Source organism: Sulfitobacter mediterraneus (assembly GCF_003054325.1).
GTDB lineage: Bacteria > Pseudomonadota > Alphaproteobacteria > Rhodobacterales > Rhodobacteraceae > Sulfitobacter > Sulfitobacter mediterraneus.
In genome coordinates this window covers 94,996-112,070 of record NZ_QBKU01000005.1, presented here as the reverse complement: position 1 = coordinate 112,070, position 17,075 = coordinate 94,996, and the positions used below count along the sequence as shown (strand labels likewise).

Here is a 17,075-nt window from a genome sequence, read left to right as displayed (position 1 = left end):
GCGGATGCCATAACGCAAAGAAAGCAGCCGATAACCGGCCGCCACTCCAAGCAATCAGAATACGGAAACGCCAAAAACCCCGCGAAGGGAAGACTATTTCAGCGGCTCACCCAACAAGGTGAGGCCGCAGAAAACCTAAACGCAATCGCGCTTAGTGGCAGGGAAAGCCTGTGGCGTGGCGGACATCATGTGCCGCATCGTGCAGGGCCGCTGCCTGAACGTGGCCGGTCAGGGTGATCAGTGCCGCACCCAGTGCCACTGCGAAAACCGCAGGAACAAAACGGGATGTGCTGATTGCGCGTGTCTTGGTTGTTGTTGTCATCTTCTTTTTCTCCTTACCGTCACACCCGACGGCATATTGCGTTTCATTTGCTTGGCAGGTCTCCTGGCTCGCGGGTCGTGGCCTTTGCCCGCCTTCCCCGTCCGAGGACGAGTGGCATAGTGGGCGCAGGCTCACCGCTTACAGTCGCGGGGGCGGCTTCGGCTTCGGATCGCGGACGATCCTTACTGAATTCCCTGTTCGGTTCCACACCCAGATTGGATGCGCTTCGGAACACCAAGCCCGGCAAATGTCGCATTTGACCAGAATGTTGGCAAGGTTGTTTTGCGACAGGCAAAGCGCCTAAAACGCATCTTTGCTGGCCTTATCTGAGGAATGTGCAGATAAATCATCGCATGGGCGCAGCGCCGCGCGAATCGTGCCCGCCAGAACGGAGCCTTATGCACCTCAGCCGAACGACCCTAGCGATATGTTATTCAATGATCGCGCTTGTCTTGTTCGATTCCATGGGATTGATCATCAAACACCTGTCCGGCGCTTACGGCGCGGCGGAATTGTCGGCCTATCGCAACCTCTTTGGCCTGATCCCGGCCGCGATTGCGCTTTGGTCGTCGCGGGCTTGGCATCAGGCGGGACGGCGCTGGTATCTGCGGCAATGGAAGCTGGCGTTGTTGCGCGGGTTCATACTGACCTTTGCGCAATATTTCTTCTATCTTTCCCTCGGGTTACTTAGTTTTGCCACCGCATCGACCATCACTTATGCCAATGCGTTGTTTATGGTCGCATTGGCGGCCGTACTGCTGGGTGAAAAGGTTGGGCCGGTCCGTTGGGCGGCTGTTCTGGTCGGCTTTGTCGGGGTGATCTTGGTGGTTGGTCCGGGGCGGGATACCTTTACGCCAGCGGCGCTTTTGCCCCTAGCCGCGGCGGCCTGCTATGCGCTGACCGGCGTGACCGCGCGGATGATGGACGCCGAAGTGCCGACAGGTTTGATCAACCTCTATTCATCGGCCCTCGCAGCCATCGGAGCACTTTTGCTTGCAGTGCTGACAACGGGTTTTTCACCGATCAGAGACACTGGTGATCTGATCTGGATCGGCGGGATGGGCGCCTTTGGCGGTACCGCCGTTTTGTTGCTGATCGCCGCCTACCGCATGGCCGAACAAAGCGATCTGGCCCCGTTCAGCTATTTCGGCATCCCCATCGCCTTTGTCTTTGGCTGGGCGTTCTTTGATGAGGCCCCATGGGGCGAACTTTTCCCCGGTGCGTTGTTGATCATCGTTGGCGGGTTGCTGATCATCTGGCGCGAACGGCGGTTGAGGCGGGCAGAACGCGCTTAAACCACCACCTCTTCTGCGGCCTGATCGCCAACGCCAAAAACGTGCTTGTAACGGTCGATCTGGTCTTGCGGTCCCATCGCCTTGTTCGGGTTGTCCGACAACTTGACCGTAGGATGCCCATTAGCCGACACCGCCTTGCAGACCAATGAGAATGGCGCAAGCGCGTCATTGGGCACCAGACCGCGAAAATCATTGGTCAGCAACGTACCCCAGCCAAAGGACACTTTGACCTTGTCGGCAAATTGCGCGTGCAAGGTGCGAATCTTTTCGACGTCCAATCCGTCTGAAAAGATCACCCGTTTCTCAAGCGGATCTTCGCCGCGTGACTTCCACCAATCAATCGCCGTTTGGGCACCGGTTGCAGGATCGCCGCTGTCGATGCGGATGCCGGTCCAACCAGCAAGCCAATCAGGCGCATTGTCGAGAAAACCCTTTGTGCCGTAGGTGTCAGGCAGAATGATGCGCAGGTTGCCTTCGTGCTCATCATGCCAATCGGACAAAACGTCATAAGGCGCTTGGGCCAGCGCGGCGTCATCTTTGGCCAAGGCCGCGTAAACCATCGGCAGCTCATGGGCATTGGTGCCGATCGCCTCAACCTCGCGGCTTTTGGCAATCTTGCAGTTTGACGTGCCGGTGAACGCATCTCCGAGACCTTCGTGCATGGCCTGCACACACCAGTCCTGCCACAGATAGGAATGCCGCCGCCGCGTGCCGAAATCGGCAATCGACAGGTCTGGGATATCACGCAGCACCTCGATTTTTTCCCAGACGCGGGTCATCGACCGGGCATAAAGCACCTGTAATTCAAAGCGGCCCATTTGATCCAGCACAGCACGGCCGCGCAGTTCCATCAGAATGGCAAGGGCGGGAATTTCCCACAGCATGACCTCGTGCCATTTGCCCTCAAAGGTCAGCTCATATTGATCGCCGCGCCGTTCCAATTGATAGGGCGGCAGGCGCAAACCCTCGAACCACTCCATAAATTCGGGGCTGAACATCTGGCGCTTACCGTAGAAGGTATTGCCGCGCAGCCAGGTGCTTTCGCCCCGGCTCAGCGAAAGGGTGCGCACATGGTCCAATTGCTCGCGCAGTTCGGCCTCGTCAATCAGTTTGGCCAGCGGCACATGTTTGGACCGGTTGATCAGGCTGAAGGTGACCTGCGTGTCCGGCTTGTTGCGGAAAATCGACTGGCACATCAACAGCTTGTAAAAGTCGGTATCGATCAGGGACCGGACAATCGGGTCAATCTTCCATTTGTGGTTCCAGACGCGGGTTGCGATATCGACCATGAGAGGCTCCGGCAATTAGGTTCGTCGGTTAAAGCAAAGCCGGGCGGCACTGGCAAGCAGGCTCAGCCCAGCTGTCACGCACTGCTGCGCAGTGCGGACCGGCAAAAACCCGTTCTGTCGGGCATTGCACTTTTTCAACTCACGGTGATAGGCCTGCCACATTATTCACCCATTGATCCGGCAGAATGCGGATATTCAAATGCCAGCGGTGTGGTTTGAAAGGCAGGTTCATGGATCAGTTTGATGTTATTCGTCTCGGCACGGTAATTCTGGCCTTCGTCGGTTTTTTCGCCTGCCTTGCCCGCTTTGGTTTAATCACCTTGGTTTTGACAGCGTTGTTCGGTGTGTATCTGTCCCGGTTTTATCCACTGACTGGGATCTATCAACCCTATTGGATCGGTGCGGCCCTGTTTGTCCTGATCCTCGCCCTTGGTGCGCGGCTGGGCAAATCCCGCCCTCCGGCACAAGACCGAACCGCGCCGCAGGATCCACAGCCTGACAGCAAGGAGATCGTCATCGACGGCACCAACGTCCTGTATTGGGATGGCGAACAAGCCGAACTGTCGACATTGTGTATCGTTGTCGATGACCTGCGCCGCCGCGGCTATGCGCCGTTTGTGTTTCTCGACGCCTCGTCGCGGCATCATTTGAACGACACATCCCTGACCGAAAAGAGCTTTGCCAAGGCTCTGGGCCTGCCGCAGGCCCGCGTGCGGGTTTGCCCGGCCAAAACCGAGGCAGATGCATTTATCCTGAAGTTCGCCCGAGAGCAGACCCTGCCCGTGGTATCGAACGACCGCTTTGGCGATCGCCACCAACAAACCCGCGGTCTCAAACTGGTGAAAGGGATCATTGCGCGGGGCAGGCCGATCTTTGACGGGCTTTAAGCCAGCGTCACACCAGCCTTTTCCATGCCTTCAAGCGCGGCGGCCAATGAGCCATCAAGATCAATCGCGCGGCATAGATCGCGGCGCACTGTCACGTCAAACCCCAGATTGGCGGCATCCACCGCTGAAAAGTTCACACAAAAATCCAGCGCAAGACCCACCATCGTCAGCTCCGTGATGCCCCGCGTGCGCAGATAGCCTTCGAGACCCGTTGCGGTCTTGTGATCGTTCTCGAAGAACGCGGAATAGCTGTCGATGGCCGGGTTGTAGCCTTTGCGAATGATCAGATCGGCGCGGTCTTGCTGCAATTCCATGTGGAACTTCGCGCCTATACTGCCCTGAATGCAATGGTCCGGCCAAAGCACCTGTGGCCCGTAAGGCATGTCGATCACGTCATAAGGGCTCTTGCCATCGTGACTTGAGGCAAAGGATGAATGCCCCGCCGGATGCCAATCTTGCGTGAGAATCACCGCATCAAAATCCGCCATCAAAGCATTGATCCCCTGCACGATCTGGTCCCCTTCTGGCACGGCAAGGGCGCCACCAGGGCAAAAATCGTTTTGCTGGTCGATCACGATCAGGGCTTTCATGGTGAATTCCTTTGTTTTTGGGCCGTTCTCAAGGGAAACTAGCCCAGCCCCCTCTTGCAGAACAGCCCCCCAAAGCCGTAATTGCAGGCCATGTATATTATCGCTGCACTCTACCATTTCACCCGGTTCGATGATCCGGCTGCCGTGAAACCTGCTTTGCTGGAGCTGTGCCTCGCGCAGGATGTCTCAGGTTCCCTGTTGTTGGCCCGTGAGGGGGTAAACGGCACCATCGCCGGCCCGCGTGCAGGCATTGATGCAGTGCTTGCCCATCTCAAGGCCCTGCCGGGATGCGCCGATCTGGAGTGGAAAGAGGCGACCAGCGATCGCGCACCCTTTGGCAAAATGAAAGTGCGGCTGAAAAAAGAGATCGTGACAATGGGCCAGCCCGATGTCGATCCGCGGGCAAGTGTCGGCCACTATGTCGATCCGCAAGACTGGAACGCCTTGATCCAAAGCCCCGACGTCGCCGTGATCGACACCCGGAACGACTATGAAGTGGCTATTGGCACATTTGATGGCGCGGTTGATCCTGAAACCAAAACCTTTGGTGAGTTCCCGGCTTGGTGGGAAGCCAACAAACACAGGTTCCACAACAAGAAAGTTGCGATGTTCTGTACAGGCGGGATTCGCTGTGAGAAATCCACCAACTACCTGCTCGGCCAAGGCGTCGAGGATGTTTATCACCTCAAGGGCGGCATCCTGAAATATCTCGAAGAGGTGCCCCAGGATGACAGCACCTGGAGCGGCGAATGTTTTGTTTTTGACAACCGGGTGAGTGTTGGACACGGCTTGGCGGAAGGCCCGCATGTCCTGTGCCACGGATGCCGCCAGCCAATTCTGCCAGAAGACATGAAACGGCCGGAATACGAGATGGGCGTGAGCTGTCACAAGTGCCATGACAAAACGTCGGACTGGGACAAGGAGCGGTTCCGCGAGCGGCAAAAACAGATCCGACTGGCCCAGGAACGCGGCGAACTGGCCTGAACGGCGGCATCATCACTCAATTTCCAGCGAAAGAAGGGGCCAGCCCCCATCGCCGCTGCGCGGCGATTCCCCCGGAGGTTTTTCTGGCCAAATGAAGACAAGGACGCCTTTTTCTTCATTTGGCCCTTAAACCTCTGGGGTCCGGGGCAAAGCCCCGGGTGTCTGCTGCAGGCTCAATTGGTTGGATATCTAGGCCGTTACTGCGCCGCGCGGCGCACGTGGCTTGCTGCGCAGCAAGAGCCAGAGCATGATTGCGATGTTCAGCCCATTCCAGAAAATGCCGTTGATAAAGGCCAGATGGTAAGACCCGCTGAGGTCATAGATCTGGCCAGACAGCCATCCGCCCAGCGCCATGCCCATGATGGTCGCCATCATCACAAAGCCGACCCGCGCACCTGCCTCTCGCGCGGGCATGTATTCGCGTACGATCAAAGCGTAGCTTGGCACGATGCCGCCTTGTGACAGACCGAAAACCAAACTGACCACATAGAGCGAGACCAGCCCGCCTGCGGGCAGGTAAAGAAACAGTGCCAAACATTGTAGGGTAGACCCGATCAACAGCGTTCGCACGCCCCCAAGCCGATCCGCCAGCAAGCCAGAGACCACGCGCGAGCCAACCCCGCCAAGCAACATCAGCGACAGCATTTCGGCGCCAACCACAGGGCCGAACCCGAGATCAACGCAATAAGACACGATATGGACCTGCGGCATGGACATCGCCACACAGCAACCGATCCCGGCAAGTCCCAGAAGATATTGCAAGGCGCGCGGGCTGAGCCCGGAAGACTGCGCATTCAAAGAGGAGGCCAACTGCGCCGCCTCATGGGCAGCATCCGAAACCTGCCGGCGCAGGGCAAGGGCCAGCGGGATCACCCCGACAAGCGTCACGACCGCCATCACTTGATACACCGCCCGCCAGCCGCTGTCTTGCAAGACGCCCGCCAGCAGCATTGGCCAGATTGCCCCACTGAGATAATTGCCGCTTGCAACCAGCGCCACCGCAATGCCGCGGCGACGCACAAACCAGTGGGATATGTCAGCAATGAGCGGGCCAAAGCCGATGGCTGACGCAAAGCCGATGATCAGCTGCGCCGCTGACAGCAGCACAATGGAATGTGACATGATCGCCAGCACAAGCCCGAGCGCCACCGTCAACGCTGCAAAAATCAGTGACAGGGCTACCCCAAACCGGTCGACCGCCCGGCCGAGGTAAAAGTTGCCAAGCGCAAAGCCGATCATCGTCAGCGTATAGGGCAAGGATGCTTCGGCCCGGGTGGTACCAAACTCGGCCTCAACCGCTGGCATGATCACGATGATCGCCCACATCCCCGCGTTTGCAATGGTTGCCACCAGCAGGGTCAGGACCAATCTGAACCAGGAATATCTGCTGTCCGTTTCGATGGTTTGCATGCAAGGCTCTCCGTTCGCTGCCATCTGGCGTCAGGTCCGGGCAAAGCGCAAGAGCCACAATCAAATCGTGACAATTGAACTTGTTAAGCAGGCGGTAAGCCCTGCTGCCGTAAACCTGTTGTCGGGTGAAAAGAGGTGGTGGAGATGAGTGCGCAAGCAAATGCAGCGCCAGTCATCATCAAGAAGAAAAAGGTCATCGCAGGCGGCGGGCACCATGGGGGTGCCTGGAAAGTTGCCTATGCGGATTTCGTGACAGCGATGATGGCGTTTTTCATGTTGATGTGGCTGCTGAATGCAACAACCGAACAACAACGCAAAGGGATCGCGGATTATTTTTCACCGACGATTCCGATTAATCGGGTCTCCGGTGGTGGCAATGGCGCCTTTGGCGGCGAGAGTATTTTTTCGGAAATGACCTTGCCGAAAAACGGCACTGGCGCGACTGCACCGCATTCCTCGATGGAGGATCAGGCGCGCGGGGCCAGTGGCACGTCCGAGGGCGAAAAGAACGCCGAGCAGGAGGCGGTTGAGGCGGTTGAGGCGGTTGAGGCTATGTTGATGGGCCGTGGCGGGGAAACCATGGTGATGGAAAACGCTCTCAAGCATATTGTCACGCGGATCACCGACGAGGGGTTGGTGATCGAGCTGTTCGAGCTTGAGGATGTCCCTCTGTTTAAAGCGGAGGATGATGAACCTGCGCAACTGCTTAGGGATCTGGCGGCGGTGATTGCAGAGTTGGCCAAGACCGTGACGAACCGCATTGCCATTGGCGGGCATGTACGATCAGACCCCGTGGTGTTGGCGCAAAGTGTTGTTTGGGAACGGTCTGCCAATCGCGCCGATCAGATGCGTCACCTGCTTGAAGAGGTGTCGATCGATGCCAAGCGGGTCCAGCGTGTGACAGGACATGCCGACCGATCTTTGGCGGTGCGTGATCCAATGGCGCGGCGCAACAACAGGATCGAGGTGATCTTGCTGCGGGATACCAAGCGGAATTGATCAAAAGGGTGGCGGAATAAGACGCATTTTATCTGTTAGCCTGCCCTTAAGTCCATGGCGGCTATGGGTTGGGGCAACGTTGATTGCCACCGCAGAAAGGCGCTTCCATGACAATCTCATCTTCCCTGAACGCTGGTGTGGCTGGGTTGCAGGCCAATGCAACCCGCCTTGCCTCTATCTCTGACAATATCGCAAATTCGTCGACCTACGGATACAAGCGGGTGCAAACCGACTTTGAATCTCTAGTCGTCTCGTCTCGGGGCGGCACGTATTCTGCTGGCGGCGTACGGGCAGACACCCAGCGGTTGGTCGACGAACGTGGGCCGCTCGTGTCCACCAACAATGCCACTGATCTGGCGATCCGAGGGCGAGGCTTTTTGCCGGTGGCACAAGCCACAGAGGTTGAGGTGGCCAATGGCGATACCTCGCTGTTTTTGACAACAACCGGTTCGTTCCGCACCGATGCAGAAGGGTATCTGCGCACCAGCTCCGGACTGGTCCTGCTTGGATGGCCCGCAAATACGGATGGTACAATCCCAACCTATCCGCGCGACACTGCTGACGGGCTGGAACCGGTGCAAATCAACGTCAATCTGTTCTCGGGTGAACCGACCACAAATATGACCTTGGGCATCAACCTTCCTGCCACGGAAACCGAAGCATCAGCCAGCGGCGACACACAGCAATTGTCGATCGAATACTTCGGCAATCTCGGTACATCAGAAAGCGTCAACATTACATTCACACCAACGGTTCCAGCGACGGGATCTTCGAACGAATGGACGATGACGCTGACCGATTCTGTCGATCCGCTTACCACGATCGGCGAATACACTTTGACCTTTGCCGATGATCGAACATCGGGCGGCACCCTGGCAACGGTGACCACGGTGTCCGGCGGGGCGTATGATCCCCTGACCGGCAGCCTGATCGTCAATGTCGCAGGAGGCCCGATTGAGATCGACATTGGGCAAATCGGGGAAAGCGACGGGATCACACAGCTGTCTGACAACTTTGCGCCGGTGTCGATTGCCAAAGACGGATCGCCCGTGGGCAATATGACCTCCGTTGAGGTGGACGCCAACGGCTATGTCTATGCCTATTTCGACACCGGGATCACCAGCCGGATTTATCAGGTGCCACTGGTCGATTTGCCAAACCCCAACGGGATGGTCGCGCTTGACCACCAGACCTTTCAACCATCCGTGGACAGTGGATCTTTCTTTTTATGGGACGCGTCCGATGGCCCAACGGGGGACGTACTGGCCTTTGCGCTTGAGGAATCCGCTACTGATGTCGCGGGCGAGTTGACCTCGATGATCCAGACCCAGCGGGCCTATACCTCCAACGCCAAGGTGATCCAGACCGTGGAATTATCTTTGGCTGATCCGATGTCTTTACCCGTCGAGATCGCGTTTTGCGTCATCGCCAGATCTTTGTTGATCGACCGCAGCGTTTGCAGCGCAACCATTGCGGAATTGTTTGTAAGAATGCTCGACATAAGCACGTTCCTTCAGTCATTGACGCTTTGCGTCCGTGAGGTCCCACCCCCCTGGGGCTGGACGAAATGTCGTTCTGACATGTGCAAGCGCCTTGTCTGAAAAGGCTGCGCCATCCGACCTCGGATGCAGGGACAACTTGCCGCGTGGAGCCTTAACACCTCCTAAATGCGTTGTGACTGAGTAGCCCGATTTTTATTTAAACCTCCAAACCCGACTTCTAGGCGCGTTTTTCGACCGAGGTTTCGGCGTTCATTTCGATGCTGTGTTTACGGCCGTCTGCACCATAGGTTTCCAATGAACCTTTGGTCTCTCGCAGGGCGGCCATGCGCCGTGCGACTTCGCGAATACCTTCCAGTGCCCCGTCCAGCAAAAGCTGATTGCGTCGCACCTTACGATCCAAGGCCTCCAGCGATTTCAGATCGTGTTTCTCGGGGTTTTGGTTCACCGATCCGATCAGGGCTTCTTTGGTCGAATACATGTCCGCCAAACTTTCCAGATCGCCACCAATGAGCGCCTCGCGTTCCGCATCCAACAACGCGCTCAGGTCGTCCAAGGCTAGGTCAGTCGATTGGGGTTGCATCATTTCTCTCCTTTAGGGATTCAAAAATTGTTTCGCTTAGTCCGATACCACCAGCACGCACCATTGCAGCCGCCTGTTCACGCAACAGAAATGAGGCGAACTGATCCTCGCCCGCACCTCCGCCAAAGGCCCCACGGGTTTCCCCCAGCCCTGCTGACTTGAGCATTTCTGCCAGAAACGTCGTTTCAAGGTCTTGCGCGGCAGTCCGTAATTGCTGGTCCCTATGCGCGGCGGCTTCAGGGGGGATGACGGGCACAATCTGCATCGTGTGATCCTTAAATTGCTGCGTATATTTCTCGGTTATCCGTTGTTTCGGTAAACAACAGGTAAGGACGATCGCGCATACCAGCAGCCACGGGCAGAAACTTCCGGAGGATGCGATGCAATCATTGGTAGGTCTATTGACGGGCACGGGCACCGCAGATGTGGCAAAACAGGGCGCGCTGGGTCAGTTGGCGCCTGCGGAGGTGCCAGCAAATGCTGAGGGAATTGCATTCAGCGATCTGTTTTCGGCCATGTTGCCAGCTGAAGTTCCGGTGCAGAAAGCGGCTCCAGAACCTGCCCCCAAGGTTGTTGAGAATGATCCCGCGTCTCACGTCGATGCTGCAGATGATCCTGAGGCGCAGTCTATTGAGGGTGAGATATTGGATGCCCAACAGGTGGACACCCCGGATCAGGGCAATCCAAAGCAGGCACTGACGACGTCATCCCAACCAACCGAAATAAGGGAAAAATCGACGTTTCCGCAGGCCGGGGTGGAGGAATGGGCGGCGATGCATCATGGCAAGAAACTCGCGACGCCTACCCCCGCCAGCTCCGCAGTGCCGGAGACAAATCTCGATCCAGACCGCCCCAACATGACCCCGGTTCGGGGCAACACCGGCGTAGTGTCAAAAGATGAAGTGCGGCCCCTACCAATTGTTCAACGGATCATTCTACGACCCTCGACGCAAGCGGATGGGCAAAAAACATCACTCCAAATGCCAGCGCATGCCCCAACACCAGCTCAATCACAGCCTTCGGCTGTCGCAACTCAGCCGCGCCCGGTCGAACCAGCCTTGGTGACGGCAGGAGAGGCGACGACTACACCTGAAAACGCACGGTCTTTGCAGGTAAATCCTTCCGAAACGCAAATAAGACCTGTGCAACACATGCCGCAAGAAGTTCCTGAATTCGGCAAGCCGGGCCGGCCAATTCTGACGCAAAATCAAGTGCAACCACTGGCCCCAAAAGTCCAAGACCAAGTGCCTGATCTACCTGCGGCTCCTGAGGTTCGCGCAACGAACAAAACGCCGGTTCGTTCGATGACAACATTCGTGGATGATGTGGCTCCGCCCCCAATCGTCAATCGCGAAACCCCCGCAGTACCCAATGACAAGATCCAGCCGCAGATCCGGCACCCTTTGCCAACTGCCCGTTTTGCCGATCCTCTAAAGCCCGATGCGGCAGGCACCAAAACTGCGCGAGCATCAGAGCTCCCCGCATCAAATGTCGCGCCGGCACTCCGAAGTCCTATCCAGCCTGTAACGTGGCAGACCCAGACGGGCGCCCAAACACCCTCGACCGCTGATCGTTTCAATGATCTCGGGCGGCGCCATTCCTATGTTGAGCAAAGCCCAATTGCACCTCCACGCAAACCAATACCGCGCCTCTCTCAAGCACACGTCGAGCATCTGCCAGCGCCTCCCAAGGCAGCCGCCGCGCAATCCTCCAAGATTGAACCGCGGCAAGCCTCGCAATTGCAACCGCAGGCCCAAATGCAAGCGAGCCCTCAAACCACATCGCAAATCGGCGCAACAACAGCCGCTGCACCCATGGCCAAGCTGCAAGTCGATCAACGGACCGAGGGGCGAAACAATTTGTCATCCGGGGCTGACTTTGCCCTGTCCTTTCGCACAGAACTGGCGGCCAGCCCCACGGTTATGACCCCAGTTATGGCCCGTCCAGAGCTGGCCAGCCATGTCGCGCAACAGATTGCCGATGCGATGCAATCCCTTCCCAATCGACCAGTTGAAATCACACTGAACCCCGAAGAGTTGGGACGCCTGAAATTACATCTCGTCTCCGCTGATGGAGGGCTCGCCGTCCATGTCACTGCAGAACGGCCCGAGACAATGGATTTGCTGCGCCGCCATATCGGCATTCTGGATCAGGAGTTCCTGAAGCTAGGGTTTGAAGACGTCGCCTTCTCCTTCGCCGGGGGGCAAACGCCCCAAGATCAAGCAGACGCATCCAAGGATCAAACCTCGGATCAACAAACAGGCAATCCAGATCTGCCGCCACCAACGAACACCGTACAGGCCACCGCACCGCCGCAGCGCGGCGGTGGTCTTGATTTGCGCCTATAGAAAGGAACGTCATGGACGTCACCGCCGCCACCTCGCCAACATCTGGCGCCCCGGCCCCACCGCCACAGACCAACGCAGTTCTTTCATCCGACTTTGAAACGTTTCTGCAAATGCTCACCGCGCAGGCCAAGTATCAAGATCCGCTAGAACCCATCGATTCTTCGGAATATGCCGCCCAACTGGCGCAGTTTTCCATGGTGGAACAGCAGGTCAAATCCAATGATTTGCTCACGGCTCTCACCGCCCAATTGGGGGCCAGCAACATGGCGCAGATGTCCAGTTGGATCGGGATGGAAGCCCGCACAACAGCGGCTGTACACTTTGACGGGGCGCCGCTGACAATCTCGCCAACTCCCGCAGCAGTGGCCGACAATGTGCAGTTGGTAGTCTATGACGCCGCCGGGGCCGAGGTGCAGCGCCTCACAATTCCCAACTCCACCGAACCGGTGCAGTGGGCAGGCGTCACGTCTGGTGGCGCACCCTTTCCGCCCGGCCTTTACCGTTTTGAAGTCGAAAGCCGCGCTCAGGGTGCGTTAGTCTTGTCAGAGCCGGCCGAAACCTACGGAAAAGTCACAGAAGCACAGATAATTTCCGGCCAAACGCTCTTGGTTTTGGAAGGTGGATCAACAGTAGCGGCCGATACGGTGACAGGTTTGCGCAGCCCAACGCCGCTGTGATCAAAGATCCGTCAAGGCAAAACCGGCATAGGCAAGAGGCATAACAGCCCGGCGATAACGGCCCAATTCAAACTTGGCCAAGGGGCGCTGGACGGCTTCGGGATAGATGTGTTGCGTCTGCTTGCCCTGAACCAGATCGGCCAGCAACGCGCCAGAAAAGCTCGCCATTGCGACACCATTGCCATGGTAACACAGGCCTGCAAACATCCCCGGCTGGTCTGGAACTTCGCCAACAAATGGCATCATGCTGCGGGCGATGCAGACCATACCGGACCAGGCATGCGGGGTTTCCACATGCCGCCATGCCGGGAACATACGGTCAAAATCCGCACGGGCCCGTTTCATCGCGCGGGCCTCTGATCCGGCTGTCGCCATCAAGCCGCCGCGCACCCCAAACAACATGCGATTGTCGGGCATCAGGCGAAAGTAATGCAGCAAACTGCGGGTGTCATAGCAAGCTTGCCTGCTGGTCCAGTTTTGCGCGGACAGTTCCTCTTGGGTAAGGGGCCGCGTCACGATGATGCTGGATTGCGTCGGCATATACCGCCCGGCCAGCCAAGGCGGCAGGTCTTCGGAGGAATACCCGTTGGTCGCAACAATGACTTTGTCTGCTGTCACGGTGCCATTGGGCGTTGCGACAGAGAATCCACTTGCTGTTCTGCGCACCGAAGTCACCGGGCTTTCGTGGTAGATGTTGGCGCCCGCCGCTTCGGCAGCGGATGCCAATCCGGTGATGTATTTACGCGGGTTCAACCCAAACCCAATCGGAATGGTCAGTGCCCCGTGATACCCCGCGTTCATCCCGGCATCCTGCAGGTCTTGCGGACCGGTAAGTTCCGTCTCTACGCCGTAGTTTTCAGCGTAATAGGCCCGAGCGTTCTTGAGGGCCTCGAAATGCCGCGCACGATGGACAAACATGGTTTCGCCGTTTGAATGGCGGTCCACGTCCATGCCAAAACGCGCAATCAGGTCTTCGACCAACTTGACTGCAGCCACCTCTGCGCTGCGCCAATCCGCCCGGCCTCGGCGACCAAACGCTTTGTCGAGCGAGGCGTCTTCCATCATGCCACCACCCAGGCAGCAGAATCCGCCATTGCGCCCGGACGCCCCCCAACCAACATATCGGCTTTCAAGAACAGTGGCAGAAACGCCTGTTTGCGCCAGATGAAGCGCCGCAGAAATCCCCGTGAACCCGCCACCGATAATGGCAACGTCACACCGGTGATCCCCGATCAGTTCTGGCCGATCTGGCGCCGCGCAGGTTTCATCCCACCAACACCCCGCGCGGGGTCCATCACCATAGGCAAAGTCAGGATAGATCCGTGTCATCCGTTGGCACGTTCCGCCGCCTGCGCATCCTTTTGGGCGCGAAGCGAATTGCGTTTGCTGACCAAAGAGGCGCTGATCACGCCCACGGTCACAATGGCGATCATAATCGTGGAAAGCGCGTTAATCTCGGGAGAGACGCCCAAGCGCACCGCGCTGAAGATCTTGATCGGCAATGTCGTGGCAGAGGGGCCAGAGGTGAATGACGCAATCACCAGATCATCCAAGCTGAGTGTAAACGCCAGAAGCCAACCGGAAATCACAGCTGGCGCAATGATCGGCAAGGTCACAAGGCGAAACGCCTCCCATGGGGAGGATCCCAAATCAAGCGCGGCCTCTTCCAACGACCGGTCAAAGGAGACCAGCCGCGATGAGACAACCACCGAGACATAGCACATGGAAAAGGTCGTATGCGCCAGAACGATGGTCAGAACACCGCGATCCAGCCCAATCCCGATAAACAAAAGCAGCAACGACAGACCGGTGATCACTTCGGGCATCACCAGCGGGGCGTAGATCATGCCAGAGAACAATGTCCGACCCAGAAAGCGCCCGCCACGCACCAATACATAGGCGGCCATCGTGCCCAGAATGGTCGCAAAGGTTGAGGATATAACCGCAACCTTGAGTGTAACCCAAGCCGCATCCAGAAACGCCTCGTTCTGGATCAATTCGCCGTACCATTTGGTGGAGAACCCGGCCCAAACCGTGACCAGTTTTGATGCGTTGAAACTGTAGATCACCAGAATGACCATCGGCAGGTATAGAAAGGCAAATCCCAGCGTCAGCGACGTGACATTGAACCAGCTTAAGCGCCTCATTGCTCTGCCTCCGCCTGTTTTTGCTGATTGCGCTGGAACAGCACAATCGGGATCACGAGGATCAGCAGCAAGATCACCGCAACCGCGCTGGCGACCGGCCAATCGCGGTTGTTAAAGAATTCTTCCCAAAGCACTTTGCCGATCATCAGCGTGCCTGATCCACCAAGCAGAGACGGGATCACAAATTCGCCCAACGCCGGGATGAACACAAGGAATGAGCCTGCAATGATTCCGTTTTTGGACAGAGGAATGGTCACCAACCAAAACGCCTGCATGCGCGAACATCCCAGATCTTCGGCGGCTTCGTTCAATGAATCGTCAAGCCGATCCAGCGCTGCATAAATTGGCAGGATCATAAACGGCAGATAGGTATAAACGATACCGATATAGACAGCGGTGGTCGTGTTCAGAATGGTCAGCGGATCATTGATCAGCCCGAGCCACTGAAGGAATTGGTTCAACAGTCCTTCGTTGCTCAGAATACCCATCCACGCATAAACGCGGATCAGAAAGGAGGTCCAGAACGGCAGGATCACCAACATCATCAAGGTCGGCCGCCATTCTTCGGGGGCGCGGGCCATGCCATAGGCGATGGGGTAGCCGACCAACAAGGTCAACACCGTAGAGATAACAGCGATCTTGAGAGAGCTGAGATAAGCCTTCCAGTAAAGATCATCTTCGGTCAGAAAGACAAAATTTTCAAAATCCAATTCCGCCAAGAGGGCAAATAACCCGTCGCGCATCGTCGGCGCGTAGGGCGGGATCGCAAGCGCGGTATCAGATAGCGAGATTTTGAAAACGATCAGAAACGGCACCAAGAACAGCAGCAAAAGCCACAGATAAGGCACCGTGATCAGGGCGGCGCGGCGCATCATTGGTCTAGCAAAACGCCGGCGGTGGCGCTCCATGAGATCCAGACGGGATCTTCCCATGTGATGTCTCGGCGTGCGAGGCGGCGGGTGTTGGCGGTCTGGGTTTTGATAATCTGACCGCCGGGCAATTCAACATGATAGGTGCTGAGATTGCCCAGATAAGCGATATCAAGAACCTTGCCCTGCATGGCGTTTGGCGCATCTTCCGGCTTCTCGGTCGAAATGCGGATTTTCTCGGGGCGAATGGCCAAATGGGCCTGCTGCCCTTCGGTGAATGGCTTGGTCGAGGTTGCCTTGATCGGGGGCTGACCATCAGCCCAGTTGAGATCATACATCTCTTCGCCGGACGCCTTTGCCGTCGCTTCGATGATGTTCACATCCCCAATGAAATCCGCCACATAGACCGAATTGGGATACTCATAGATCGCGGCGGGCGTGGACACTTGAATGATCCGGCCTTCGTCCATGACAGCCACGCGGGAGGCAACTGTCATGGCCTCTTCTTGGTCGTGGGTCACGATCACAAAGGTCGTACCGGTGGTTTCCTGAATGTCCATCAGCTCAAACTGTGTGTCTTGACGCAGCTTTTTGTCCAACGCGCCCAAAGGTTCATCCAGCAACAATAGTTTGGGTGCCTTGGCCAAGGATCGCGCCAGCGCCACACGTTGTCTCTGACCACCAGAGATCTGATGCGGCTTGCGTTGGGCAAATTTTTCAAGCCGGGTGAGTTTGAGCATTTCCTCAACCCGTGCATTGATCTCGTCTTTGGATTTGCGATCACGGCGGAGGCCAAATGCAATATTTTCCCAGATCGAAAGATGCGGAAACAGAGCATAAGACTGGAACATCATGTTCACCGCCCGCTTGTTTGGCGGCACCGGACCGATATCCTGACCGGCCAGTTCGATCCGGCCTTCGCTGGGCGTTTCGAACCCGGCCAACATGCGCATCATCGTGGTTTTGCCGCAGCCAGACGGGCCAAGCAGGGCAAAGAATTCCTGTTCAAAAATATCCAGCGTCAGATCGTCAATCGCGACAAATTCACCAAACTTCTTGGTTACATTTTGAAAGCGGATGAGGGGTTTTTCTTTGGGATCATCCCAAGGCGCAAAAACGGTTTGGCTCACGGCTGGCAATCCTTCGCTCGGCCCAATTGATCGGGCATGTAAAAAG

General features: G+C 57.0%; 17 protein-coding genes and 1 riboswitch. Of the genes, 7 read left to right on the top strand and 10 right to left on the bottom strand.

Annotated elements, in window-relative coordinates:
- Nucleotides 1–151: 151 nt before the first annotated feature.
- Nucleotides 152–322 (bottom strand): CbtB domain-containing protein, encoded by a 171-nt coding sequence (locus C8N31_RS09770; RefSeq protein WP_081785728.1) that lies wholly within the window; start codon nucleotides 320–322, stop codon nucleotides 152–154.
- Between the two features lie 36 nt (nucleotides 323–358).
- Nucleotides 359–576, bottom strand: a riboswitch (cobalamin riboswitch).
- 99 nt (nucleotides 577–675) lie between these two features.
- On the opposite strand from C8N31_RS09770, the gene C8N31_RS09765 reads away from it, so the two are divergent.
- Nucleotides 676–1,617 (top strand): EamA family transporter, encoded by a 942-nt coding sequence (locus C8N31_RS09765; RefSeq protein WP_037918824.1) that lies wholly within the window; start codon nucleotides 676–678, stop codon nucleotides 1,615–1,617.
- Here C8N31_RS09765 and pncB read toward each other — a convergent pair.
- Nucleotides 1,614–2,906: a nicotinate phosphoribosyltransferase gene (gene pncB / locus C8N31_RS09760; RefSeq protein WP_025049302.1), complete on the bottom strand. Its 1,293-nt coding sequence runs from the start codon at nucleotides 2,904–2,906 to the stop codon at nucleotides 1,614–1,616. The two genes, C8N31_RS09765 and pncB, sit on opposite strands and share 4 nt — an antisense overlap.
- A 230-nt stretch (nucleotides 2,907–3,136) precedes the next feature.
- On the opposite strand from pncB, the gene C8N31_RS09755 reads away from it, so the two are divergent.
- Complete coding sequence (locus C8N31_RS09755; protein WP_025049301.1) at nucleotides 3,137–3,793, top strand: NYN domain-containing protein; 657 nt, start codon at nucleotides 3,137–3,139, stop codon at nucleotides 3,791–3,793.
- Here the strand turns inward: C8N31_RS09755 and pncA are convergent.
- Nucleotides 3,790–4,383, bottom strand: coding sequence for a bifunctional nicotinamidase/pyrazinamidase (gene pncA, locus C8N31_RS09750; protein WP_025049300.1), 594 nt, complete (start codon nucleotides 4,381–4,383; stop codon nucleotides 3,790–3,792). The two genes, C8N31_RS09755 and pncA, sit on opposite strands and share 4 nt — an antisense overlap.
- 90 nt (nucleotides 4,384–4,473) lie before the next feature.
- Here pncA and trhO point away from each other — a divergent pair, with 90 nt between their 5' ends.
- A complete protein-coding gene (trhO, locus tag C8N31_RS09745; protein ID WP_025049299.1) occupies nucleotides 4,474–5,367 on the top strand; it encodes an oxygen-dependent tRNA uridine(34) hydroxylase TrhO in 894 nt (297 codons plus the stop codon).
- A gap of 189 nt (nucleotides 5,368–5,556) precedes the next feature.
- Here the strand turns inward: trhO and C8N31_RS09740 are convergent, their stop codons facing one another.
- The gene (locus tag C8N31_RS09740; protein WP_025049298.1) at nucleotides 5,557–6,777 is read right to left on the bottom strand and encodes an MFS transporter; all 1,221 of its coding nucleotides are present in this window, start codon (nucleotides 6,775–6,777) and stop codon (nucleotides 5,557–5,559) included.
- A gap of 144 nt (nucleotides 6,778–6,921) precedes the next feature.
- Here C8N31_RS09740 and C8N31_RS09735 point away from each other — a divergent pair, with 144 nt between their 5' ends.
- A complete protein-coding gene (locus tag C8N31_RS09735) occupies nucleotides 6,922–7,776 on the top strand; it encodes a flagellar motor protein MotB (protein ID WP_025049297.1) in 855 nt (284 codons plus the stop codon).
- Nucleotides 7,777–7,883: 107 nt separating this feature from the next.
- On the top strand, nucleotides 7,884–9,377 hold the full coding sequence (locus tag C8N31_RS09730; RefSeq protein ID WP_025049296.1) for a flagellar hook protein FlgE: 1,494 nt from the start codon (nucleotides 7,884–7,886) through the stop codon (nucleotides 9,375–9,377).
- 118 nt (nucleotides 9,378–9,495) lie between these two features.
- On the opposite strand, the gene C8N31_RS09725 is transcribed toward C8N31_RS09730, so the two are convergent.
- Both C8N31_RS09725 and C8N31_RS09720 read right to left on the bottom strand, forming a co-directional pair.
- Nucleotides 9,496–9,858, bottom strand: coding sequence for a flagellar biosynthesis protein FlgN (locus tag C8N31_RS09725; RefSeq protein ID WP_235190177.1), 363 nt, complete (start codon nucleotides 9,856–9,858; stop codon nucleotides 9,496–9,498).
- On the bottom strand, nucleotides 9,839–10,123 hold the full coding sequence (locus tag C8N31_RS09720; RefSeq protein ID WP_025049294.1) for a rod-binding protein: 285 nt from the start codon (nucleotides 10,121–10,123) through the stop codon (nucleotides 9,839–9,841). The genes C8N31_RS09725 and C8N31_RS09720 overlap by 20 nt, the downstream gene beginning before the upstream one ends.
- Before the next feature lie 1,492 nt (nucleotides 10,124–11,615).
- Between C8N31_RS09720 and C8N31_RS20355 the strand changes: the two genes are divergently transcribed.
- Together C8N31_RS20355 and C8N31_RS09710 are read left to right on the top strand one after the other, a co-directional pair.
- Nucleotides 11,616–12,206 (top strand): flagellar hook-length control protein FliK, encoded by a 591-nt coding sequence (locus C8N31_RS20355; protein ID WP_162933353.1) that lies wholly within the window; start codon nucleotides 11,616–11,618, stop codon nucleotides 12,204–12,206.
- Nucleotides 12,207–12,217: 11 nt separating this feature from the next.
- Complete coding sequence (locus C8N31_RS09710) at nucleotides 12,218–12,883, top strand: flagellar hook capping FlgD N-terminal domain-containing protein (RefSeq protein WP_025049292.1); 666 nt, start codon at nucleotides 12,218–12,220, stop codon at nucleotides 12,881–12,883.
- Here the strand turns inward: C8N31_RS09710 and C8N31_RS09705 are convergent, their stop codons facing one another.
- The 4 genes from C8N31_RS09705 to C8N31_RS09690 are packed head-to-tail and all read right to left on the bottom strand — an operon-like array spanning nucleotide 12,884 to nucleotide 17,029.
- Nucleotides 12,884–14,212 (bottom strand): NAD(P)/FAD-dependent oxidoreductase, encoded by a 1,329-nt coding sequence (locus tag C8N31_RS09705; protein ID WP_025049291.1) that lies wholly within the window; start codon nucleotides 14,210–14,212, stop codon nucleotides 12,884–12,886.
- Nucleotides 14,209–15,030 (bottom strand): ABC transporter permease, encoded by an 822-nt coding sequence (locus C8N31_RS09700; protein WP_025049290.1) that lies wholly within the window; start codon nucleotides 15,028–15,030, stop codon nucleotides 14,209–14,211. Before C8N31_RS09700 ends, C8N31_RS09705 begins: the two co-directional genes overlap by 4 nt.
- The gene (locus C8N31_RS09695) at nucleotides 15,027–15,902 is read right to left on the bottom strand and encodes an ABC transporter permease subunit (RefSeq protein WP_025049289.1); all 876 of its coding nucleotides are present in this window, start codon (nucleotides 15,900–15,902) and stop codon (nucleotides 15,027–15,029) included. Before C8N31_RS09695 ends, C8N31_RS09700 begins: the two co-directional genes overlap by 4 nt.
- Nucleotides 15,902–17,029: an ABC transporter ATP-binding protein gene (locus C8N31_RS09690; RefSeq protein ID WP_025049288.1), complete on the bottom strand. Its 1,128-nt coding sequence runs from the start codon at nucleotides 17,027–17,029 to the stop codon at nucleotides 15,902–15,904. The genes C8N31_RS09695 and C8N31_RS09690 overlap by 1 nt, the downstream gene beginning before the upstream one ends.
- Between the last annotated feature and the right edge of the window lie 46 nt (nucleotides 17,030–17,075).

Excerpts from the sequence above, each read along its gene's own strand:
- C8N31_RS09705 (WP_025049291.1), bottom strand. The coding sequence starts at position 14,212 with ATGACACGGATCTATCCTGACTTTGCCTATGGTGATGGACCCCGCGCG.
- C8N31_RS09740 (WP_025049298.1), bottom strand. The coding sequence starts at position 6,777 with ATGCAAACCATCGAAACGGACAGCAGATATTCCTGGTTCAGATTGGTC.
- C8N31_RS09720 (WP_025049294.1), bottom strand. The coding sequence starts at position 10,123 with ATGCAGATTGTGCCCGTCATCCCCCCTGAAGCCGCCGCGCATAGGGAC.
- C8N31_RS09695 (WP_025049289.1), bottom strand. The coding sequence starts at position 15,902 with ATGCGCCGCGCCGCCCTGATCACGGTGCCTTATCTGTGGCTTTTGCTG.
- C8N31_RS09730 (WP_025049296.1), top strand. The coding sequence starts at position 7,884 with ATGACAATCTCATCTTCCCTGAACGCTGGTGTGGCTGGGTTGCAGGCC.
- C8N31_RS09710 (WP_025049292.1), top strand. The coding sequence starts at position 12,218 with ATGGACGTCACCGCCGCCACCTCGCCAACATCTGGCGCCCCGGCCCCA.
- C8N31_RS09735 (WP_025049297.1), top strand. The coding sequence starts at position 6,922 with ATGAGTGCGCAAGCAAATGCAGCGCCAGTCATCATCAAGAAGAAAAAG.
- pncB (WP_025049302.1), bottom strand. The coding sequence starts at position 2,906 with ATGGTCGATATCGCAACCCGCGTCTGGAACCACAAATGGAAGATTGAC.
- pncA (WP_025049300.1), bottom strand. The coding sequence starts at position 4,383 with ATGAAAGCCCTGATCGTGATCGACCAGCAAAACGATTTTTGCCCTGGT.
- C8N31_RS09765 (WP_037918824.1), top strand. The coding sequence starts at position 676 with ATGGGCGCAGCGCCGCGCGAATCGTGCCCGCCAGAACGGAGCCTTATG.
- C8N31_RS09700 (WP_025049290.1), bottom strand. The coding sequence starts at position 15,030 with ATGAGGCGCTTAAGCTGGTTCAATGTCACGTCGCTGACGCTGGGATTT.
- C8N31_RS09770 (WP_081785728.1), bottom strand. The coding sequence starts at position 322 with ATGACAACAACAACCAAGACACGCGCAATCAGCACATCCCGTTTTGTT.
- C8N31_RS09725 (WP_235190177.1), bottom strand. The coding sequence starts at position 9,858 with ATGCAACCCCAATCGACTGACCTAGCCTTGGACGACCTGAGCGCGTTG.
- C8N31_RS20355 (WP_162933353.1), top strand. The coding sequence starts at position 11,616 with ATGCAAGCGAGCCCTCAAACCACATCGCAAATCGGCGCAACAACAGCC.
- C8N31_RS09755 (WP_025049301.1), top strand. The coding sequence starts at position 3,137 with ATGGATCAGTTTGATGTTATTCGTCTCGGCACGGTAATTCTGGCCTTC.
- trhO (WP_025049299.1), top strand. The coding sequence starts at position 4,474 with ATGTATATTATCGCTGCACTCTACCATTTCACCCGGTTCGATGATCCG.